The following is a 21,910-nucleotide window of genomic DNA, read 5'->3' as shown; positions in this document are numbered from 1 at the left end:
GCGTCAGCCGCCGATGAGCCCCTTCAACAGGCCGCGCAGCGGCTTCTTCTGCTCCTGCGGCTTTTCCTCTTCATCCTGGTCCATGTCCTGCATCTGCGCCAGGTCCATGCCGAGCATCGCGCTGCTCGTGGACTTGGCGCGCACGCGCACGTTCCACTCCGGATGCCATGCCTGTTTCGGATCGCTCGGTTTGGGCGGCCACGCGATGTGGCTCTCCGGGCCGTAGGCGATGATGCTGAGCAGCCCGCCACCCCGGTCGTTCCCCTGTTCGCCCGGCGCGGCGAAGATGCCCTTCGGCACCGCGCACTGCGTCGTGGAGGACGGCAGCAGGACCTTCTCCTTCGTCCAGCGATCGACCAGGGAGCCCGTCAGGTAGTCGAAGATGCCTTGTCCGGCATCGGGTACTTCGGCGCTGCTCCAGAGCACCACGTCCTTGCCGTGGGTACCGATCGCATGAAGGAAGTAAGCCTGCGCGCGATCGACGGGCGCCCAGCGCCATGTCTGTCCTTCCGCCAGCGACCCGGTGCTCTGCAGGTCGATCTTCGGCATGAAGTCGGCGACCTGTTTCAGCTCGAACTTCAGCGATTCGGGTACGCCGGGCCCGGTGATCTGATGGGCGCCCTGCAGCGAAGCGCCGTCCGGCACGCGCTTGCCGGATTTGGGATTCGGCCACAGTGCGTAGGCGGGATCGGCGTCGATATCCCGATCCGGGGCGTAGCGTCCCTTCATCGAACCGCTGACCTCCACCTTGCCGCCGCTCGCGCTGATGCTGATGATCTTCGGCTGACCCTTGCGGACGGTGGTGCCGCATCCCCAATAGACCAGCACGCGCGCCTGGCCTTCCGGCGGGGTGTATTCGCCGGTGCGCTCCGGAGATGCGCCCGTGCGCACGGGCGGTACGAGCGGCAGGCTCTTGCCCAGGCGCAGGCCGGCAGGGATGCGCTGCTCGGCGTCCTTGCCGGGATTGGGGCGGTTGTACAGGGCGATGTCGAGGTACTGGCCCGTCATCCTCGGCATCCGCGTCTGTCCGTAATGCGCCTGCTGCCCGCCGCCGCCCATCATGCGCGAGGCCATGCCGCCGAGCGGGCCGAGGTCGGGCATGCCGGCCATGCTGTGGGTGGCGACGTCGATCCAGACCTGGGTCGGCGGACCGGACGTGGGCGCGCTGGCCGCGGGAGCGGCCGCGATGGCGGTGGCGAGGGCGAGGAACAGGGGGCGGGGCAGGGGACGCATCGTGCGTTCTCGTCGGGGGATCCGTTTCCTCCAACGCCGGAGCGGTGCCCTGCCGGACACGCGCCCCGCCCCACTTACGGCACATGCGGCCCCGCGGGGTGGCGCGGGGCCGGGTGCGTCAGACCAGCGAGATCGCCTTGTTCTTGCGTTCGGCGAGGCGCTTTTCCAGGTAGTGGATGTTCTGGCCGCCGGCTTGGAAACCCTGGTCGCGCATGATGCGCTGCTGCAACGGGATGTTCGTCTTGATGCCGTCGATGACCATCTCGCTCAGCGCCACCCGCATGCGGGCGATCGCGGTGTCGCGATCCGGGCCGTGCACGATCAGCTTGGCGATCATCGAATCGTAGTTCGGCGGCACGCGGTAGCCTTCGTAGATGTGAGTGTCCACGCGCACGCCGGGGCCGCCGGGCGGATGGAAGTGTTGGATCAGGCCGGGGTGCGGCATGAACGTGTCCGGATCTTCCGCGTTGATGCGGCACTCGATAGCATGGCCGCGCAGCACGATGTCGGACTGCTTGATGGTCAGCTTCTGGCCGGCGGCGATGCGCAGCTGCTCGCAGACCAGGTCGATGCCGGTGATGCGCTCGGTCACCGGATGCTCCACCTGGATGCGGGTGTTCATCTCGATGAAGTAGAAGCGCCCGTCCTCGAACAGGAATTCGAACGTGCCCGCGCCGCGGTAGCCGATGCGGATGCACGCCTCCACGCAGACCTTGCCGATCTCGTTGCGCAGTTCTTCGGTGATGCCGGGCGCCGGCGCTTCCTCGACCACCTTCTGGTGGCGACGCTGCATCGAGCAGTCGCGTTCGCCCAGGTGGATGGCGTTGCCCTGGCCGTCGGCGAGCACCTGGATCTCCACGTGGCGCGGATTCTCCAGGAACTTCTCCATGTAGACCTCGCCGTTGCCGAAGGCCGCCTTGGCTTCCGACTTGGTGGTCTCGATGGCCGCCTTCAGCGCGCCTTCGACATGCACCACGCGCATGCCGCGGCCGCCGCCGCCGCCCGCGGCCTTGATGATCACCGGGTAGCCGATTTCGCGCGCGATCTTGGTGTTGGCGACGATGTCGTCGCCGAGCGGACCGCCGCTGCCCGGCACGCACGGCACGCCGGCCGCCAGCATCGCGCGGATCGCTTCGACCTTGTCGCCCATCATGCGGATGGTGTCCGCCTTCGGGCCGATGAAGATGAAGCCGGACTGCTCCACGCGCTCGGCGAAGTCGGCGTTCTCCGACAGGAAGCCGTAGCCGGGATGGATGGCCTGCGCGTCGGTCACCTCGGCCGCGGCGATGATCGCCGGGATGTTGAGGTAGCTGTCCTTCGAGGCGGCCGGGCCGATGCAGACCGATTCGTCGGCCATGGCCACGTGCTTGAGGTTGCGGTCGACGGTGGAATGCACCGCGACCGTGCGGATGCCGAGGGTGTGGCAGGCGCGCAGGATGCGCAGCGCGATCTCACCCCGGTTGGCGATGACGACTTTGTCCAGCATGGCGCGGACCTCAGCCGATCACGAACAGCGGCTGGTCGAATTCGATCGGCTGGCCGCTCTCGGCCAAGATCGACAGCACGGTGCCGGAGACATCGGCTTCGATGGGGTTGAACATCTTCATCGCTTCGATGATCGCCAGCGTCTCGCCGGCCTTGACCGACTGGCCAACGCTGACGAACGCCGGCTTGTCGGGCGACGGCGAGGCGTAGAAGGTGCCGACCATCGGCGCACGCACGACATGGCCGTCGGGCAGGGCGCTGCCCGGCTTGGCGGTGCCGCCGGTGGAGGCTTCGGTCGGCGAGCTCATCGGCATCGGCGCGGCGGGGCGCGCTTCCGCCGGGGGGGCCATCATCGGCGCCGCGGCCTGCATGACATAGCCGCCCTTGGGCGCGCGCGCCAGGCGGACGGATTCTTCGCCTTCCTTGATCTCGATTTCAGCGAGGTTCGACTCTTCCAGCAGGTCGATCAGTTTCTTGATTTTACGGAGATCCATGGGAGCCTCGTGGTTGAACGCTGTTCCCCGCAGGGAACAAAAAGGGAAAGTCAGGCCGGCAGCCGCAACAGGGCGGCGTCCAGCGCGTAACGGTAGCTGTCGGCGCCGAAGCCGCAGACCACGCCCACCGCCTTGTCGCTGAAATAGCTGGTGTGGCGGAAGGGTTCGCGGCTGTGCGGGTTGGACAGGTGGATCTCGATGAAGGGCACGGCCACCGCCGCCAGCGCGTCGCGGATCGCGACCGAGGTATGGGTGAAGGCGGCAGGGTTGATCAGGATGAAGGCCGTGCCGTCGGTGCGTGCGGCCTGGATCCGGTCCACCAGCGCGTGTTCGGCATTGGACTGGAAGGTCTCCAGCCGATGCCCGGCGGCCTGGGCCTGTGCGGTCAGCGCAAGGTCGACATCCGCCAGCGTGGCCTGGCCATAGACCTCCGGCTCGCGCGTGCCGAGCAGGTTGAGGTTGGGGCCATGCAGGACCAGCACTGTCGCCATTCGCGCCTCCAGCGGAAGGGCGGCAGTCTGCGCGATGCGGGGGATGCTGTCCAGTTCGCCGAAGTTTCGCGCGTTTTAAGCGTATGTTTGAATCGGGACACCGGTCCCGCCTGCGACACCATATATATGAATGCGTGCCCGGGACTCACGCCGCATTCGCACGCCGGGCGCGGGCGCTGGCTAGGCTGGACGCCCTTTCCCACCTGGGGCCGGCCCGGTTGTTCACCTTACACGTCGTCTGCATGGGGAACCTGTGCCGCAGCCCGCTGGCCGCGGCGCTGTTCCATGCCCGGGTGCCCGCGGGACGCTGCATGATCGTCTCGTCGGGCCTGGCCGCCCAGCCGGGACGCACGATCGATCCGCGCGCGGCCGCGGTGCTCGGTGCGCATGGCCTGCGCCCGCTGGAGCCGGCCGCGCGCGCCTTCGATCCCGCATCCGTCGGTCAGGACGATCTCGTGCTCGCCATGCAGCAGCGTCACCTGCAGGCTTTGCGCGCGCTGCTGCCGAGCGCGCGTCCGCGCATGCACCTGCTGGGCCGGTGGACGCCCTCGCAGGAGATCGATGATCCGATCGCGGGCACGCAGGACGACTTCGAGCGCACCTTCGCGTTGATCGAGCGCTGTGTCTCCGAATGGTGCGCGCACGATCGCCGATTGTCCGCCTGATCACGTCGCTGTACAGCGGTCCAGCTTCCTGACTGGACCGTTACGCGCGCTGCGCCATTTCATGCGCTCATCAAATTCCTGTCCGTAGCCTCGGGTCACTCAACAACGCCCCGTGTTGACGCGCAGGATCCCGAACGGACCAGGGTTCCTTGGGGCACTTCGTCCACAGCAACCCTGGGTGACAGATGGAGAATGCAAGGGTCGTTGCGGCAAGCGCCATCGCGCTCGCCGCCACGTTGTTCACCATTTTCTCGATGCGGCCATGGGCCCGGCGGGTCGGTCTCGTGGACCGTCCCAGCGGGCGCAAGCAGCACGTCGGCCGCGTCCCGGTGATCGGCGGCATCTGCTTCTTCGTCGGCACCCTGGTGGGACTGGGCTACCTGGGCTACGTCGACCGTTTCGTGATGAGCCTGATGATGGGCAGCGCGCTGATCGTGGCGGTCGGCGTGGCGGACGACATCAGCCACCTGAGCGTGCGCACGCGCCTGCTGGTGGAAGCGGCGATCGTCAGCCTGGTCATCCTCAGCACCGGCTACTACCTCGACCAGGTCGGCGGGCTCGTCCCGGTGTTCGAGCTGCGGCTGGGACTGCTCGGCATCCCGGTCACGATCGTCGCGGTGATCGGGCTGATGAATGCGTTCAACATGATGGACGGCATCGACGGCCTCGCCGCCTCCACCGCGATGGTGTCGATCGCCGCTATCCTCCTGTTCGCGCACGACGGCGCGCCCGATGTCGGCGCGACGCTGATGCTGCAGATCCTGTTCGCATCGCTGATTCCCTACGTCTTCGTCAATCTGGGATGGCCGGACGGCCGCAAGATCTTCATGGGCGATGCGGGAAGCACGGTCATCGGCTTCCTGGTCGGTTGGAGCCTGATCTATCTGAGCCATCCGCGTGTCGGCCGGCTGGTGCCCGTCGAGGTGCTGTGGTGCGTGGCGCTGCCGCTGATGGATACCGCGGCGGTGATGTACCGCCGCCTGCGTCGCGGGCGCTCGCCGTTCGCGGCCGACCGCCAGCACCTGCACCATCTGCTGATCGATGGCGGCCTGTCGGCGAACGCTTCGCTGTGGATCATCGTGTCGATAGGCGCGGCGCTGGCGTTGCTGGGCTATGCGCTCCGCAACGTGCCGCAGCCGCTGAGCTTCCTGGTGTTCGTCGCCAACACCGCGACGTACGTCGTCGCATTCCCGCGCCTGCTCGAGGCGATCGAGCGCTGGACGTCCGGACCCGCACCCGGACCGGGATCGCGTCGGACGCGACGCGAGTTCCCGGACGATGGCGAACTCAATCACGCACCGGTGTCCGTACGTCCGCTCGGTCCGCTTCCTTTCGAAGCGGTCGGCATCCCGTCCGCGACGGCGTCGGGCGCCATCCGCGACGTCGATGCGCCGCTGCATGCGCTGTGCCTGGTCAATGCATCCTGTGAGGGCGCCGGCGTGGCGCCGATCGCGCGGCGGCTGGCCGACGATGCGCGCTTCCAGGCGACCGTCTGCGTGGCCGAGGGCTCGGGTGGCGACGCCGGGCACCTGCTGCAGATGTTCGGGCTGGAGGCCCAGGCCAGCGTGTCCACCGAAGGCGGCGGCGCGGCCTATGGCGATGCGCAGGCCGAGATGCAGCAGCTGATCGGCGACACCAACCCCGACGTGATCGTGGTGCCCGGCGATGCGCCGGTGACGTTCGCGATGAGCCTGGCCGCGCACGCGCGCGACGTGCCCTTGGTCTGCGTCGATGCGGATGCACCGGCCTCCGGCACGCAGCACTGGCCCAGCGAAGCAAGCCGCCGCATCGTGCAGTCGCTCGCTGCGCTGCATGTCGCCCCCAGCGAGCTGACCAGCCGTCGCCTGAGCGGCGAAGGCGTGCCGAGGGAAAGCATCCTGGTGCAGGCCGACGTGGCGGATGACGCGTTGCGGACCGCGTTGCGTCAGATGCGCCGCGATGCCGATCTCGCACGTTCGCTGGCCGAAGGCTTCGGCTTCCTGCGCGGCAATGCGCCCCTGCTGCTGGCCGTCAGCGCGCGCAGCGACGCGCCGGACCAGGAGGGCGCGTTCTCGGACGCGCTCGCCATGGTGGCGCGCCGCCGGCCCGACGTGGACATCGTCTGGGTCGGCGGCGTGGGCGTGGCGCCGGGCGAGGGCGGCGATCCGCTGCACACGTTCGCGAACGTGCATCCGCTGGACGTCGACGACTTCCTGGCGTGGGCCTACCTGCTCGAGCGCGCCTACCTGGTGCTCGTGGGCGCGGGCGCACCGCCGCCGAGGCGCCTGCTGGGCAAGCCGGTGCTGGTAGCGCAGGAGGAAGCCGGCGCCGGAGACGGGGCCGTCGCCATCGGCGTCACGCCGGTCGCGATCGCGGGCCGCGTGCTGACGCTGCTGGGCGACGACGCCGTCTATGTCTCGCTGTGCGATGCACCGGACCTGGACATCCCCCGCGAGGACGGCTGCGCGCCGGTGCTGGAAGCGCTCGCAGGCCTGCGAGCGCCGCACGCGCCCCGCAGCGCCGCGCACGACCTGCGCGAACCCCTCGATGCCCGGGCTGCGTCATGACGGCGATCCCGTTCCCATCCGCGTGCCGCGAAAAGCGGCACGCCCACGACACGACATGCAAGCGAGGTGAACCATGGCGACCCAGCTGATCACGCGACGAAGCGCGGAACGACCGACCCTGGCAGCCGCCTCCGTACGCAACGACGACGTCGACATTCCCGCCCTGGTCTCCACGCTGGGCGCGAAGAAGAAGCTCATCCTGTTCGGTACCGCCGCCTTCGTGCTGGCGAGCGTCGCCTACCTCGCGGTGGTCACGCCGAAGTACGAAGCCAATGCCGTGGTCCAGGTGGAGAGCCGCCCGGCCATTCCGCCAGGGCTCAGCCCGAATGCGGCGATGCAGGCACCGCCTGCCATCCCGACCCCCGGCACCACCGAAGTCCAGCTGCTGACGTCGCGACGGGTGATCGGCGAGGCCATCACGAAGATGGATCTGGCGGTCGACGTGAAGCCGCAGCACCTGCCCGTGGTCGGCGACTTCATCGCACGCCGCTACCAGCAGTCCAACCCGGGCCAGCTGGCGTCGCCGTGGTTCGGCCTGTCGCAGTACGGCTGGGGCGGCGAAACCCTCGATATCGCCCGGCTCGAGGTGCCCGACCATCTTAAGGGCGTGCCGATGGAACTGACGGCCGGTGCGCAAGGGCGCTATGTCCTGTCCGCGCAGGGCCAGGTGCTCGCGCGCGGCCGCGCCGGTACGCCGGTGAATGCGGGTGGCGTGGCGATGCAGGTGCGCAGGCTGACGGCGCATCCCGGCATGCGCTTCCAGGTGACCCGCTACGATCCGTCGGCGGTGATGGCGGCGTTGAAAGAGAACATCACGGCGACGGAAATGGGCCGCAATTCCGGCGTGATCAGTCTGGTGTACGCGCACGCCGATCCCGAGCGGGCGCGCCGCGTCCTCGACGAGGTCACCGGCGCCTATGTGCGGCAGAACGTCGCGCGCACCTCCGCCGAAGCGGCCAGCCGGCTGAAGTTCGTCACCGAGCAGCTGCCGAAGGTGCGCGAGGAACTGGGCAAGGCCCAGGCCGCGTTGACTGCGTTCCAGACGCGAACGCAGACCCTGGATGTGGCGACGCAGAACCGCGCGCTGCTCGACCAGACGATCGCCCTGGATTCCAGCATCCAGCAGCTGCGCATCAAGATGACCGAAGTGGAGAACCGCTACACCGCGGCGCATCCGACCTACCGCGCGCTGCAGGACCAGATCAACCGGTTCCAGGGCGAGCGCAATGGGCTGCAGGGCCGGATCCATGATCTGCCGGACACGCAGCAGGTGCTGTTCCGCCTGAATCGCGACGTCGAGGTCACCAACCAGACCTACGCCAACCTGCTGGACCAGGCACAGCAATTGGAGATCGCCAAGGCGAGCGCGGTGGGCAACGCGCGCGTGATCGATCCGGCGGCCGTGAACCTCAACAGCCCGGCGTGGCCGAAGCCGCTGCCGGTGCTCGCCGCCGGCACGCTGCTCGGCCTGATGGTGATGGTGGTCGTGGTGCTGGTGCAGCAGATGTTCCGCCGCGGCGTGGAAGACCCGGTCGACATCGAACTGCTGGGCCTGCCGGTCTATGCGTCCATCCCGCTGAGCAAGAAGGGCCAGGCACTGACCTACCGCATGAGCCACCGTCGTCGTGACGGAAAATCGCGTTTGCTCGCGCTGAACGCGCCGTCGGACCTGGCGATGGAGGCGCTCCGCTCGCTGCGGACGAGCCTGCACTTCGCCCGGATGCGCATGCGCAACAACCTGCTGATGATCTCCGCGCCCAGCCCCGGTGTCGGCAAGACCTTCATCTGCGCCAACCTCGCGGTCACCATCGCGCAGACGGGGCAACGCGTGCTGCTGATCGATGCCGACATGCGCCGCGGCACGCTGCACGATGCGGTGGGCGTGCGCTGGCAGAACGGGTTGTCGGACGTCATCGAGGGCCGCATCCCGCTGGACGAAGCCGTCCGCCGGGTCGCGGGCGCCGAGAACCTCTCCTTCATCTCGCGCGGCGCGATCCCGTCCAACCCGTCGGAGCTGCTGATGCACGAGAACTTCAGCAACCTGCTGAAGCGCGTGTCGGGCGAATACGACATCGTGCTGATCGATACGCCGCCGGTGCTGGCCGTCACCGACGCGGCCGTCATCGGCCACCATGCCGGCACCTGCCTGATGGTGGTGCGCTGGGGCCTCAACCAGCAGCGCGAGATCGCCCTGGCCAAGCAGCGCCTGGAGCAGAACGGCGTGGAGGTGAAGGGCGCGATCTTCAATGGCGTGGAGAAGCGCGGCGCGGGCGAGTACGCCTACACCTACTACGAGTACCTGCCGGCACCGCGTGCCGGCGCCGGCCGCTGAGGAGGCGCCACCGATGCAGATCACCATGTCGCCGTACTACGGCACGCCGGATTTCACCGTGCTGGACCGCCATCCGGAGTACCACCGGATCGACCCGGTGTCGGTCGCCGACCTGCTGCGCAACGCCTTCGTCTATCCGCCGCATTCCATCTACGAGGGCGTCAAGCTGGTGACGTTCGGCTTCTCCGCCCACCAGGACATGCGTGCCGCACCGGACTTCCATTTCAAGTTCCGCAACGCCGGCGAGGTGCCGGAGGTCGCGGACCGGCCGCAGGACTGGATCGCGGTCTACCACCGCATGCTGTGCGATGCGATCACCCGGACGTGCGCGAACATGCGCTCGCCGTGGCTGCTGCAGAGCGGTGGCAAGGACTCCACGACCCTGGCGATCGCCCTCGCCGATGCGCGGCCCGACGCCACCTGCATCACCTATCTGGGCGGGCGCGAGGAGAACGAGCTCGAATCCGCACGCCATGTCGCGACCCGGCTGGGCCTGCGCCACGAGATGCTGGTCTGCGATCCCGGGCGCGCCTACGACCGCTACCTGGCACTGGCCGCGCGCATGCCGTTGCTGACGGCGGATTTCGCCCTGCTGTCCTATGCCGACCTCGCGACCGAAGTGGCCGCGCGCGGTGGCGACGGCGTCATCGATGGGCTCGGCGCCGACAGCTACTTCGGCACGCCGGTCGACCTGCAGCAGCAGCTGACGGTGCGCATGGCGCGCGGACTGCGCCTGCCGTTCGACGCCACCGGCCTGCCAGGGGTATCGGCCAGCTTCCCGCTCTGTTTCGCGCTCGGCACCCTGCAGATGACGCCGATCGAGCGCGTCTTCCCCGGCTCGCGCTTCAGCGATGCGGAAGTGGACGCGCTGTTCGGCGCCGACATGGCGCGTCGTTCGCGCGAGCGGCTGTCGCTGTTCAAGACGGAGATCGCGTCGGCCACCAGCGCGTGGGAATGGCGCGACATGTCGATGTCCATCGCCGGCTCGGCCGGCGCGTTCGCCAAGGGTCTGTACACGTCGCATGCGGCAGGGCTGGGCGCGGCCTATCCCTTCTGCGATCGCGCCCTGCGCGAATGGATCCATCATGAAGTGCCGCGCAGGCAGAAGGTGGACCCGGAATCGGGTTTGAACAAGATCCTCATCCGGCGCCACATCGCCGCCCACTTCGGCGAGCTGCCCTACGTGCAGCGCAAGGGCAGCTTCCGCTTCGATGTCTGCGGCCTGGCCGCGCAGCGATTCGAGCAGGTCCATGCGTTCGCCGCGCAAACGCGCGACACGCTGCCCGGTGCGGTCGCGTGGCTGGAGCGCAACCGCGGCCGCCTGGACAACAAGTACCACGCGTCGAAGTTCTACCTGCTGGCGGTGGTGTTGCCGTGGCTGGCGGCGCACGCAGCCGAGGCCGCCGGCACGGCCACGGAGCCGCGCCGCGAATCGATCGCGGCCTGATGCGGCTGTCCCGGCGTCGATGGATGGGAGCAGGCGCGGGCCTGCTGCTCGCTTCGGCGTTGCCGTCCCCGCGTGCGCTGGCGCTGGATGCGCGCGCCTTCGGCGCGCGGGGCGATGGCGTCACCGACGACACGCGCGCACTGCAGGCGGCCATCGACGCGCTGCCGGCCGGCGGCACGCTGGCGCTCGGGTCGGGCAACTACGTGATCGATCCCGAGCGCAGCCTGCGCCTGCGTTCGCGCACGCGCCTGTCCATGGCGCCCGATGCGCGGCTAATCGCGCGGGCGAACGCCGCGCCCCGGGCCTACGTCCTGCTGATCGAAGACGTGCATGACGTGCAGGTCAGTGGCGGACGCATCGTCGGCGATCGCGACCACCACCTGTCGACCACGGGCGAATGGGGTCACGGCATCATGGTGCGCGGCGCGGAACGCGTGTTGCTGCGCGATGTGCACATCACCAAGTGCTGGGGCGACGGCATTTCGGTCGGCGGCATCAGCGGCGCGAGGGTGCTGCCCAGCCGCGACATCCGCATCGAGGACGTGGTCTGCACCGGCAACCGCCGGCAGGGCCTGACGATCGGACGATCGCGCAACGTCCGCGTGCTGCGCTCCCACTTCCTCGCCACGCAGGGCACGCTGCCGGGCTGCGGCATCGACATCGAGCCCGATCCGGGCGCCGACGCCGAGGATATCGGCATCGAAGCCTGCACGCTGCGCGGCAACCATGGCGCAGGCCTGCAGGTCTACGAGCGCGGTCGCCGCATCACCGTCCGTCGCTGCATCATCCGCGGCAATCGCGGCGATGGGGTGCTGATCCGTGGCGGCGAACAGTGCGTGCTCGAAGACAACGACATCGCGGACAATGGCCTGCGCGGCATCGTCGTGCGGGGTGGTGGGCGCGACATCGTCGTTGCGGGCAACCGGTTCTCGGGCAATGCCATGGGCTTGCGTCGGCAGAAACCGCAGGCGATGAAGGGATGGATGCACGTCGACGTGGCCAAGACCGCGACGGACGTGCGCGTCGACCGAAGCAACCGGTTCGAATAATCTCTCTCGGCAGTACGATGGCGCGCGAAGCGAACGCATCCGCCCGAACAAGCGGACTCATCCGCGCTGAGCAAGCAGCCTCATCCGCGCTGGAGAAGCGGACTCAACCACGATCGCATGCATGCGGATACGTGACGGCGTTCGCGTGAACAGCTTGTGCATGCGCGAAGTGTTTGAAAGCGTTCACAGATACGTCGTTGCGTTAACCAGCGGTTGCTTCTCCATCGCTATAGTCGCCCCCGTCGCGATTTCACGCGGCGATCACCTGGCTACTTTTCCGACGGGCGCTTGCCCGCAAGGGGTTACGTTTGTGAAGAAGAATGTTCTCGTGCACGACGTGCGCGAGGCTGGGATGCCTCGGCGCGGTTTCCTGCAGAAATCGATGCTCTTCGCGCTGCCCGCCATCGGCGTGGCCAGCGGCATCCCGCGTGCGCTCGGCGCGGTCATGGCCGGCAACATGCCGGCGCTCTCGATGTCGGCGACCGCGGTCTACGATCCGCCGGCGCGCGCGCGTGGTGGCGCTTCATTGAGCGTGCGCGACTGGGGTGCGGCCGGCGACGGCGCGCGCGACGATACCGCGTCGTTCCAGGCGGCCGTCGATGCGCTGCCTGCGTCCGGCGGCACGATCCACGTGCCGGCGGGCGACTACGTGATCGATCCGACCCGCAACGTGCGCCTGCGCAGCAACATGCACCTGCAGCTCGCCGACGGCGCCATCCTGCGGGCGAAGCGCAACGACCAGGAGCGCGCCTACGTGCTGATGGTCTACAAGGTCAGCAACGTCGAGATCTCCGGTGGCCGCATCATCGGCGACCGCGACAACCACCTGGGCACCACCGGCGAATGGGGCCACGGCATCATGGTCCGCGGCTCGAGCAAGGTGACCATCCGCGACATCCACGTGTCGAAGTGCTGGGGCGACGGCGTCTCCATCGGCGGCGCCATGGTGACCAACGCGCCGACGATCCCGTGCAACGACGTGGTGATCGCCAACATCGTGAGCACCGGAAACCGCCGCCAGGGCCTGACCATCGGCTGCGCCACCAACGTCAAGGTCTACGACAGCGAGTTCAGCGACACGCGCGGCATCGCCCCCGAGTGCGGCATCGACGTGGAGCCCGATTCCCACGATGCGCGGATCACTTCGACCGTGCATATCGAGAACTGCGTCATGCGTGGCAACGCCGGCAACGGCGTGCTGCTCTACAAGCGGGTCAAGGGCGTCACCGTCAAGCGTTGCACCCTCGAGTACAACGGCGGTCACGGCCTGCTGACCATCGGTCCGGAAGACGGCTACATCGCGCTCAACACGATCCGCCACAACCACCTGGTGGGCCTGATGCTGGGCGCCAACACCTACAACTACCAGGTGAGCGGGAACGTCTTCCGTAACAACAATGCACGGCTGCATGGCATCAACACCGTCCTGAACCCGCTCGTCTCCATGACCGGCATCGTGGAGGGGAACAAGGGCAACGGCGCGCACGTCGCGAAGGTGTCTACCGCCACCGACATCCGGGTCACGACGAACCAGTTCGCGAAGTGATCGCGCGGGAAGGCCGCGTGGAGTGAAGAGTGCGTCAAGAGGCGGCCGCGAGGCCGCCTCTTCCGTTTCGGGCGTTCATGCGTGCCTGCGGCTTGTGGTGAGTGCGTCAATGGATTCCGCGGGGTCGTTTCCTAGAATCGCGGGTATCGATTCGCGCGGAGCCCGCCTTGAAGTTCATCCTGTTCGCCAACACCGACTGGTACCTCTACAACTTCCGGCTGTCGACGGCGCGTGCGTTGCAGGCGCGCGGCGTGGATGTGGTGATGGTCTCCCCTCCGGGCGAGTTCGGTCCTCGCTTCGCCGCGCACGGCGTGCGCTGGGTGCCGCTGCGCATGCAGCGTGCCAGTCTCAATCCGCTGCGTGAGGCGGGCACGCTGGCGAACCTGGTCGCGCTGCTGCGCGAGGAGCGCCCGGACCTCCTGCACAGCTTCACCTTGAAGTGCGCCGTGTACGGCGCGCTGGCGGCGCGCGCGGCGAACGTTCCGGCGTATGTCAATGCGGTGACCGGCCTGGGCTACGTATTCGCCAGCGACCGCATGAAGGCCCGCGTGTTGCGCCCGCTGGTCTCGGCGCTGATGCGCGCCGCGCTCGGCAGCGAGCGCTCGCGGGTGATCCTGCAGAATCCGGACGACGCAGAGGCCTTCCATGCGCTGCGCCTGGCGCCGCCCCAGCACATCCGCCTGATCCGCAGTTCCGGCGTGGACATCGCGCGCTTCAACGCCGACGGCCGGCAACCGCGCGGCGATGGCGCGTTGCGCGTGCTGCTGGCCGCCCGCCTGCTGAAGGAAAAGGGTGTGCGCGAGTATGCGGACGCCTCCGCGCAGTTGCGCGCCGAGGGTCGCGACGTCCGTTTCCTGCTGGCGGGCATGCCCGACGAGGGGAACCCGAGTTCGGTCACGCGCGGCGAGGTCGAGGGCTGGCAGTCGCAGGGTCTGCTGACATGGCTGGGCCACGTGGACGACATGCCTGCGCTGCTGCGCGACGTCGACGTGATGGCGTTGCCCAGCTACTACCGCGAAGGGGTGCCGAAGAGCCTCATCGAAGCCGCGGCCTGCAACATCGCGCTCGTCACCACCGACCTGCCCGGTTGCAGGGAGGTGGTGACCCGGGATGGCCACGACGGCTTGCACGTGGTGCCGCGCAGCGCCGACTCGCTGGCCCGGGTACTGGCGCGGCTCGACGATGATCGCGTGCTGCTTCACGCGCTGGGCGTACGGGCACGGGAGAAGGCGCTCGCCGACTTCGACGAGCGCACGGTCATCCGCCGGACCTGCGAGGTCTACGACGAGCTGCTGCCGCAGCCGCTCGCGGCGGCGGCATGAGCCAGGCCTTGCCCGTGCCCTGGCGTCCCGCGCTCGCCGCGTTGTCCGTGCTGTCGCTGGCGACGGCGGCAGGCGCAGCGATGGTGTTCCTCACCCAGGTGGTGCTGGCGCGCCATTTCGGGCCGGCGCACTACGGCCTGTTCGCTTCGTCGCTGGCGACGGTCAGCCTGGTCGCACCGCTGGCCGGATTCGGCCTGTCCCAGTTCCGGCTGAAGGCGCATGGCGCGGAGGGATGGGCGGCCGAGCGGTGGCAGCCGGCATCGTCGCGCTTCCTCGTCCTCACCAGCGTGCTGGCCGTCGGCGGGGTCGTGGCGTGGGCGCTGGCCGGGCCCCCGGTCGATGCCGCCACGCGTTCCATGCTGCTGGCGCTGGCCCCCTTCATCCTCGGCCTGCTGGCGGTGGAACAGATCGGCAGCAAGCTGCGCCTGGAAGAGCGGCACGCGGCGCTGGCAGGGTGGCAGCTGCTGATGCCGGCAGGCCGACTGGCGATCGCCCTGCTGGCGGTCGCGGGCCTCTCGATGTCGATCCATGCCGTAGCCTGGGGCCATGCCGTGCTGGCGGTCGTGGTGCTCATGCTGGCAGTGCCGCAATGGCGGGCGATGCGCAGCGGCGATTGGACGCTCAAGGGCCACGGCCCGCGCGATCCCCTGTTGGCCCGCGACATCGTGCGACCCGACGCCCGCATGCTGTTCCGGCAGGCATGGCCTTACGGTGTCGCCGCCGTGCTGTACCCGGTGTTCTTCCAGATCGGCACGGTGCTGCTGAAGTACCTGCGCGGCGACGCGGAGGCTGGCGTGTTCGGCATCGCGCTGGCGGTGATGACGGCGATCTATCTGTTCCCGACCACGGTGTACCAGAAGTTCCTGCTCGCGCGCCTGCACCGGTGGGCGGTGCATGACCGTGCGCGCTTCCGACAGGTGTACCGGCTGGGCTGCATCGGCATGCTGGCGAGCGGCCTGCTGGTCGGCGTCGTGCTGGCGGCGCTGTCGGGCGAAGCGGTCCGCGTGTTCGGCGAACGCTACGCGGGCCTGCAGCCCTTGCTGATGCTGTTGGCGGTGTGCGTACCGGTGCGCTTCCTGTCCACGGCAGTGGGCGCCGTGCTGCTGACCGAAGGCCAGATGGCCTACCGCGTGGGCGCGATGCTCGCGGCCGCCACGGCCGCGGCCTTGCTCAACCTGCTGCTGATCCCCGCCCACGGCGCGATGGGTGCGGCGTTCGCGACGCTCGCCGCAGAAGCCCTGTTGCTGCTGGCGATGTACCACGGCGCGCGGCGCGCCGCGGCCCTGCGGGGTGCGCCATGACCGCGTTGCGGACGGCCTTCACGGGCTACTACGGCATGCGCAACTTCGGCGACGACCTGTTCGGCGTACTGTGCACGCGCGCGGCCCAGGCCTATTGGCATGCGGCTCCGCGCGTCGTCGGGCCGCCGTTGGCCGCGGCGCCCGCGCGCAGCACCGTGCCGCGTCGCTATCCGACGCGCTGGTACGGCGGCACCGGCGTCGTCGGCAAGGCGAGCCGGTGGCTCAGCTTCGCCCGTGGCATCCATGACTGCGACGTGCTGGTGATGGGCGGCGGTTCGGTGATCACCGCGCGCGAATCGTTCCGCAAGCCGATGATGCTGTCCGCCGTGGAGCGCGGTGTGCAGCTCGCGGCCGTGGGCGTTTCGATCGGGCCCTTCGACGATGCGCGCGACGAGGATTTGGTCGCCGCCTTCCTGCAGCGGTTCCGCTACCTGTCCGTACGCGACGCGCGCTCGCACCGCCTCGCCCAGGCGATGGGCCTGGAGGCGATCACTCACGCGGGATGCGACCTGGCGGCCTTGCTGCCGGCGCTGGGCCCGCGCACCGCCGCCCCGGTGAAGATGCCGAATGCGCCCGTGCGTGTCGGCGTGGCGCCGTGCCGTTATCGCGAAGACGGCGAGTACGCCGCCCCGTCGCGGCGGCGCTGGGAGGAGCACCTGATCGCCACGCTGGCGGACCTGCGCCGGACGCGCGATGTCTGCGTCGACGTGTTCAGTCTCAACGAGCATCCGCACCACGGCGACAGCGCCTTGGCGCAATCGCTGGTGGAGCGGCTGCGCACCGAAGGCGTGGCGGCCACGTGGCGCGCATACGCGAGCCAGGACCCGTTGCGGACCGTCGATGCGCTGGCCGCGTGCGACGTGGTGGTGAGCGCGCGTCTGCATGGCGCCATCGTCGCCTACCTGCAGGAGGTGCCGTTCATGATCATCGACTACCACCCGAAGTGCCGCGATTTCGCCGACGACATCGGCTTGCATCCCTTGCTGCGTGTCACCGCGGCGGAGGCGGAGAATCCATTCAGCGAAGCGTTGCCTGCCTTGCTCGCAGGCGAACGGCAACCGCGCGTTTCACGCGCCGCTTACGCACAGCGGGCGCCCGACATCTTCCAATGCGCACCATGGGCCCAGGCATGAACGACGACATCCCATCTCCTTCCCTTCCCGGCGCACCGGCACCCGTCAGCGTCGTGGTGCCGTGCTACCGCTGCGGCGACACGATCGGCGACGCGGTGGCGTCGATCGCGGCGCAGACCCGGCCTCCGGCGGAAGTGCTGCTGGTGGACGATGCCAGCGGCGACGATACCCTCGATGCGCTGCATCGCGTCGCCGGTGCGTACCCGACAGGATGGGTCAAGGTGGTCGCGGCATCGCCCAATGGCGGGCCGTCGCGTGCGCGCAACCTCGGCTGGCAGCAGGCGGTGCAGCCGTACATCGCCTTCCTCGACGCCGACGATACGTGGGCACCGGACAAGCTCGCGTGGCAGATGGCCGAACTCGAACGCGATCCGCGCATTGCCCTGATCGCGCACCGCATGAAGGTGGCGCCGCGTGGCGCCACGCCCGAGCCCGTGCGCGGCGCCGTGCGTACCCACGTGATCGGGCGTCGTCGTCTGCTGCTCAACAATCCGTTCCCCACCGCCTCGGTCATCCTGCGCCGCGACCTGCCGTTCCGTTTCAACGAGCGGTTCCGCCGGGTGGAAGACTTCCTGCTGTGGGCGCAGATCGGCTTCTCCGGCTATCGCTGCGTCAAGCTCAACCAGGTGCTCGCCTACTGGCACAAGCCCACGTTCGGCGCGGCCGGACTCAGTGGCGACCTCGATGCGATGCATCGTGCCGGCAAGGAGGTGCGGCGCGAACTGTTGGCCGCCGGTCTGGTCACGCGTGGCGAGCACTGGTTCGCGCGCAGCGTGGGCCTGGTGCGGCGCGGACGCCGGCGCATGTTGCTGATGATGCGGCCGGCCGCGACACGGTGACCGCATGACGAGTCCCGGCATCGAGTTGCCCTACCTGCGCTCGGCCCATAGCCCGCAGGCGAATGCGGAGCGTTGGCTCGGCGTCGTGTGGCTGCTGGCCGTGGCGCTGTTCGGTTGCTGGCTGGTGGGCAGCCGCCCGCTGGACATCGGCTCCGACACGGAGACGTACGCGGGCTTCTTCGAGAGCCTGGACCAGGGCGTGCCGGAGACCCGCCTGGAGCCCGGTTTCGCCTACCTGAGCTACGGCTTGCGCCTGCTGGGCCTGGGCGTGCCGGGATACCAGGCGGCGCTGTTCGCATTGCTGCTGCTCGGCGTCGCCATCGCCGTGCGGATCAATCATCGCGTGTTTCCGCCGACGCAGGCGTATCCGACGCTGTTGTGCGCGTCGTTGCTGCTGCTGTTCATCTCGCCGATGTTCGTCAACGCGTCGATCAACGCCATCCGCCAGGGCCTGGCGGCGCCGCTCGTGTTCGCTGCCCTGCTGTGCTTCCAGCAGCGCCGATGGTGGAGCTTCGTGCTGCTGGGCGCAGTGGCGGCCAGTCTGCACGTGTCTTCCCTGTTGTATCTGATCTGTGCGCCGGCGCTGCTGTTGAAGCCGAATCCGTTGCGCGTGCTGGCGGCGCTGGCGTTCCTTGCCTACGTCAGCGGCCTGTCGATGAAGGTGGTGGGCATGGTGTCGCCGACGCTGTACACCACGGTCATGGAGTACACGGCCAACGACAACTATCGCGCCGGCGTACGCATCGACTTCGCGGTGTTCACGATCTTCTGGTACCTGCTCGTGCTCGCGGTGTCGCCATGGGTGCAGCCGGCGGCGCGCAAGCCCTTGCAGGCGTGCGCGTCGGCTTACCTCGTCATGGTGTTGCCGTTCTTCGTGATCGGGTGGGGCTACTTCTCCAACCGCTACCTGCTGCCGGGCTGGCTGGCCATCTCGCTCATCCTGGCCGCCGCCTGCTGCTACAGCCGGCTCGCGCCATTGCGGCAACCGCTGCTGCTCGGCGCCGGTCTGGCGGCCGCTTGTGGCGTGCTGTTCTTCTATGTCAGTCGCGGCATCGTCATCTGAGGCCGCGCGATGAAGACCCTGGCCGAACTGGTGGTGTCGTTGAGCTATCCGCCCGCGTTCTCGTTGTGCCTGCTTGGCGTCGCGGCGCTGGCGTGGCTGCTGCGACGGCACTGGATCGCCGGCGGCATCGCGGGCGCGGCGTTCGCGTGGTCTGCGCTGTGGTCGATTCCGCTCGCTTCGGAAACGTTGCGGGGCGCGCTCGAGCACCGCTATGCCGTGCAGGAGGCCGCCGCGCTGCCGTCGGCCGATGCGATCGTCGTGCTGGGCGGCGGCAGCAACTATGCGTGGCTGGACCGCGAGGACGTGGATCCGGCGCGGCTGCGCAGCAGTCGCCTCGCGGCGGGTGCGCGCGCCTGGCACGCGGGCAAGGCACCGACGGTGATCCTGAGCGGAGGCGGTGTCGGCAACACCACCGAAGCGCGCAGGATGGCCGCCGCGATCCAGCGCCTCGGCGTGCCGCCGGCTGCCCTGATGCTCGAGGAACGCAGCCACGACACGCGCGACAACGCGCGCTTCAGCACCGCGCTCGCGACCGAACGGGGCGGGCGCCATGTGCTCCTCGTGACCTCCGCGCTGCACATGCCGCGCGCCGCGTTGCTCTTCACGCAGGCCGGCGCCGAGGTGACGCCGGTGCCGGTGCCGGAAGGGCGGCGCGCCGTCGGCGTGCGTGAACGCTGGCTGCCTTCGCGACGTGCACTGTGGCGCAGCGGGCGCGCATTCAAGGAATTCGCTGCGCTGACGGCCGCATGGATCGGTGCGCACGCGCATTAATCCGCGGTTGTGCTGCTTCCGCCGTTCTCTTCACGCCACCGTTGCCACGATCCGGACAACGACCGCGACGACATGCCGCGCATGCGTCGCCGCCATCCGAAACAGCGAGGTGCCCGGTAGTGAACATCCAACGTCCCGTCCAAGTCCTGCTCGCCACGGCGATCCTCGTCGCGCTCTCCGGCTGTTCGCTCGGGCCCGGCCAGCGCATGATGCGCGACGCCAGCGTACCCAGCGGCGACGGCGATGCGCAGAGCGACGTGCGCATGGTGCCGATCACGCAATCGCTGGTTGCCGCACCGCGCACCGCCGTCGCGTTGCCGCCCGCGCTGGCGCAGTACCGCCCGGAGGCGTACCGCATCCAGCCGGGCGACACCCTGATCGTCACCGTATGGGATCACCCCGAGCTGACGACGCCGGCGGGCAACCAGCAGCAGGCGACCACCAACGGGCGCCTGGTGCAGCCGGACGGCAGCTTCTTCTTTCCTTACGCCGGCAAGCTCAATGTCACCGACCAGACGATCGAGCAGGTGCGCAGCACGCTGGCAAGCCGCCTGAGCCAATACCTCAAGTCGCCCCAGGTGGACGTCAACGTGGTCGGCCACGGCGCGAAGGTCAGCCTGCAGGGCGCGTTCGAGGACACGGCGCCGCAGGAATTCACCACTGTGCCGCTGACGTTGTCGCAGGCCGTGGGCCGTGCGCGCATCAACGTGGCAGAGGCGGATCTCTCCGGCTTCGTGCTGACGCGCGACGGCACCGACTATCCGCTCGATCTCGATGCGTTGAATCGCGGCACCGTCGCCGCCGACGTGTACCTGAAGCCGGGAGACCGGCTGTACATGCCGTTCAACGATCGCAAGCAGGTGTATGTGATCGGCGAGGTGCTGCGTCCCCAGGCGTTGACGTTCAAGACCACCGACATGAGCCTGACTCAGGCCCTCGGCCGCACCGGCGGACTGAATCCGGTGACGGCCAAGGGCGGCGCGGTCTACGTGATCCGCGGCATGGAAGACAATGCGGCCGACCAGGCGACGGTGTACCACCTGGACGCCACATCACCGGTGGCCTTCACGCTGGCGGACCGCTTTTCGCTGCGGCCGGGTGATGTGGTGTGGGTGGGACCTGCCGGGGTGACGCGCTGGAACCGCTTCCTGACCCAGCTGCTGCCGTTGTCCGGCATCATCAGCAATGCGGCCTCGGCGCAATACAACTTCGACCGCGGCAACTGATCGTGGGCCGATGCGGATCACGCATCCAGCGTTTCCTCCTCGCGCGCATAGGGCTGCGCGCGAGGCGCCCGCACTAGTCCGGGAGGCGCCACTTCTCCGCCTGCGGCGCGCAGCGCGTTGCGACGCGACGCCAGCACCCGCAGGCGATCGGTGCGTGCGAGCGCCCAGCGCGCCGACCAGCGCATGCCCGCGGGGATCGAACGCACGGCGACATTGGCCTGCGGTTGTCGGGGGTCGTCCATCAGGACGACCACCAGCCAGCCGCCACGGCACGCGGCCACTTCGAGCACGGGATGCCCGGCGAGATCCAGTCGCGCACCGCTCCAGTCGTCGTCGGGCGTTGCTTCCACCCACTGGAAATCGTCGGGAAGTTTCATGGGGACAGCCTTGGTCATGGGGACAGCCTTCTCGCTTGCACGGGGGGAGAGTGGGTCGCAGGACGCGACCAGGTCCGTCATCGACGGACGCAACGTGGTTCTTCGCGGAGAAACGCGGATGTTCTTGTTGGTGTGTCCCGATCATAAAGAGTACGAAGGCGTCACGACGATTTCTGTTGAGTCCGCTTCAGCCACAAGCCAGTGATGTGGGCATGCGTGCACTGCATCACATCGAGTCATGTGCATGAATGGCGTTCACGCGCTCATCGCATCGCATGCTGCGTGTGGCGCGGTTGCGTCCGCTTGCGGGGAAGACGCCGATGAATGAGAAGAAGCGCAAGTGGGGCTTCGCGCTGCTCACCCCGGAGCAACGCAAGGAGATCGCCAGCAAGGGCGGTCGCGCGGCGCAGAAGCGCGGTCGAGCGCATCAGTTCGACAGCGACGATGCGCGCGAAGCGGGCAAGAAGGGAGGAGCGAAAGTCAGCCAGGATCGCGCGCACATGGCGCGCATCGGCGCGAAAGGCGGACGCGTGCGGCCCAGCGAACGGCAGGCATCCCGCGACGGCGAGGAAGAGTGAACGGCGCGCCGC

19 protein-coding genes are annotated in these 21,910 nt (G+C 68.8%); 14 read left to right on the top strand and 5 right to left on the bottom strand.

The window, feature by feature from the left end:
* Positions 1–3 precede the first annotated feature (3 nt).
* The 4 genes from BLT45_RS15185 to aroQ all read right to left on the bottom strand — a co-directional run bounded on the left by BLT45_RS15185 (position 4) and on the right by aroQ (position 3,703).
* Complete coding sequence (locus BLT45_RS15185) at positions 4–1,233, bottom strand: hypothetical protein (RefSeq protein ID WP_093301764.1); 1,230 nt, start codon at positions 1,231–1,233, stop codon at positions 4–6.
* Positions 1,234–1,351: 118 nt separating this feature from the next.
* Positions 1,352–2,719: an acetyl-CoA carboxylase biotin carboxylase subunit gene (gene accC, locus BLT45_RS15180; RefSeq protein WP_093301762.1), complete on the bottom strand. Its 1,368-nt coding sequence runs from the start codon at positions 2,717–2,719 to the stop codon at positions 1,352–1,354.
* A 10-nt stretch (positions 2,720–2,729) separates the two neighbouring features.
* On the bottom strand, positions 2,730–3,212 hold the full coding sequence (gene accB, locus BLT45_RS15175; RefSeq protein ID WP_093301758.1) for an acetyl-CoA carboxylase biotin carboxyl carrier protein: 483 nt from the start codon (positions 3,210–3,212) through the stop codon (positions 2,730–2,732).
* A gap of 50 nt (positions 3,213–3,262) precedes the next feature.
* The gene (gene aroQ / locus BLT45_RS15170; RefSeq protein WP_093301755.1) at positions 3,263–3,703 is read right to left on the bottom strand and encodes a type II 3-dehydroquinate dehydratase; all 441 of its coding nucleotides are present in this window, start codon (positions 3,701–3,703) and stop codon (positions 3,263–3,265) included.
* Positions 3,704–3,945: 242 nt separating this feature from the next.
* On the opposite strand from aroQ, the gene BLT45_RS15165 reads away from it, so the two are divergent.
* The 13 genes from BLT45_RS15165 to BLT45_RS15105 all read left to right on the top strand — a co-directional run bounded on the left by BLT45_RS15165 (position 3,946) and on the right by BLT45_RS15105 (position 20,943).
* Positions 3,946–4,368, top strand: a complete 423-nt coding sequence (locus tag BLT45_RS15165; protein WP_175455872.1) for an arsenate reductase/protein-tyrosine-phosphatase family protein — start codon at positions 3,946–3,948, stop codon at positions 4,366–4,368.
* Between the two features lie 284 nt (positions 4,369–4,652).
* On the top strand, positions 4,653–6,914 hold the full coding sequence (locus tag BLT45_RS15160) for a UDP-N-acetylglucosamine 2-epimerase (protein WP_175455871.1): 2,262 nt from the start codon (positions 4,653–4,655) through the stop codon (positions 6,912–6,914).
* Between the two features lie 73 nt (positions 6,915–6,987).
* Positions 6,988–9,246: a polysaccharide biosynthesis tyrosine autokinase gene (locus BLT45_RS15155; protein ID WP_093301747.1), complete on the top strand. Its 2,259-nt coding sequence runs from the start codon at positions 6,988–6,990 to the stop codon at positions 9,244–9,246.
* Positions 9,247–9,259: 13 nt separating this feature from the next.
* A complete protein-coding gene (locus BLT45_RS15150) occupies positions 9,260–10,693 on the top strand; it encodes an asparagine synthase-related protein (protein WP_175455870.1) in 1,434 nt (477 codons plus the stop codon).
* Between the two features lie 23 nt (positions 10,694–10,716).
* The gene (locus BLT45_RS15145) at positions 10,717–11,742 is read left to right on the top strand and encodes a right-handed parallel beta-helix repeat-containing protein (protein WP_175455869.1); all 1,026 of its coding nucleotides are present in this window, start codon (positions 10,717–10,719) and stop codon (positions 11,740–11,742) included.
* A 310-nt stretch (positions 11,743–12,052) separates the two neighbouring features.
* Complete coding sequence (locus BLT45_RS15140; RefSeq protein ID WP_175455868.1) at positions 12,053–13,288, top strand: right-handed parallel beta-helix repeat-containing protein; 1,236 nt, start codon at positions 12,053–12,055, stop codon at positions 13,286–13,288.
* A 167-nt stretch (positions 13,289–13,455) separates the two neighbouring features.
* The gene (locus BLT45_RS15135; protein ID WP_093301732.1) at positions 13,456–14,610 is read left to right on the top strand and encodes a glycosyltransferase family 4 protein; all 1,155 of its coding nucleotides are present in this window, start codon (positions 13,456–13,458) and stop codon (positions 14,608–14,610) included.
* Positions 14,607–15,911, top strand: coding sequence for an oligosaccharide flippase family protein (locus tag BLT45_RS15130; RefSeq protein ID WP_093301729.1), 1,305 nt, complete (start codon positions 14,607–14,609; stop codon positions 15,909–15,911). Before BLT45_RS15135 ends, BLT45_RS15130 begins: the two co-directional genes overlap by 4 nt.
* Positions 15,908–17,044 (top strand): polysaccharide pyruvyl transferase family protein, encoded by a 1,137-nt coding sequence (locus tag BLT45_RS15125; RefSeq protein WP_093301726.1) that lies wholly within the window; start codon positions 15,908–15,910, stop codon positions 17,042–17,044. Before BLT45_RS15130 ends, BLT45_RS15125 begins: the two co-directional genes overlap by 4 nt.
* Positions 17,041–17,883 carry a glycosyltransferase family 2 protein gene (locus BLT45_RS15120; protein WP_175455867.1) on the top strand — a complete coding sequence of 281 codons (843 nt, stop codon included), beginning with the start codon at positions 17,041–17,043 and terminating at the stop codon, positions 17,881–17,883. The genes BLT45_RS15125 and BLT45_RS15120 overlap by 4 nt, the downstream gene beginning before the upstream one ends.
* Positions 17,884–17,887: 4 nt before the next feature.
* Positions 17,888–18,946: an EpsG family protein gene (locus BLT45_RS15115; protein WP_093301720.1), complete on the top strand. Its 1,059-nt coding sequence runs from the start codon at positions 17,888–17,890 to the stop codon at positions 18,944–18,946.
* Positions 18,947–18,955: 9 nt separating this feature from the next.
* Positions 18,956–19,717, top strand: a complete 762-nt coding sequence (locus tag BLT45_RS15110; protein WP_093301718.1) for a YdcF family protein — start codon at positions 18,956–18,958, stop codon at positions 19,715–19,717.
* A 119-nt stretch (positions 19,718–19,836) separates the two neighbouring features.
* The gene (locus BLT45_RS15105) at positions 19,837–20,943 is read left to right on the top strand and encodes a polysaccharide biosynthesis/export family protein (protein ID WP_254771898.1); all 1,107 of its coding nucleotides are present in this window, start codon (positions 19,837–19,839) and stop codon (positions 20,941–20,943) included.
* Between the two features lie 17 nt (positions 20,944–20,960).
* On the opposite strand, the gene BLT45_RS15100 is transcribed toward BLT45_RS15105, so the two are convergent.
* Entirely contained in the window at positions 20,961–21,320 is a 360-nt protein-coding gene (locus tag BLT45_RS15100; RefSeq protein ID WP_093301716.1) for a hypothetical protein, read from the bottom strand.
* Positions 21,321–21,640: 320 nt separating this feature from the next.
* Here BLT45_RS15100 and BLT45_RS15090 point away from each other — a divergent pair, with 320 nt between their 5' ends.
* A complete protein-coding gene (locus BLT45_RS15090; RefSeq protein WP_093302188.1) occupies positions 21,641–21,898 on the top strand; it encodes a KGG domain-containing protein in 258 nt (85 codons plus the stop codon).
* The last annotated feature ends 12 nt before the right edge of the window (positions 21,899–21,910 follow it).

Origin of the sequence: Pseudoxanthomonas sp. CF385, from assembly GCF_900104255.1 — a bacterium.
Taxonomy (GTDB): Bacteria; Pseudomonadota; Gammaproteobacteria; order Xanthomonadales; family Xanthomonadaceae; genus Pseudoxanthomonas_A.
This window is presented reverse-complemented; position numbering and strand designations above follow the sequence as displayed.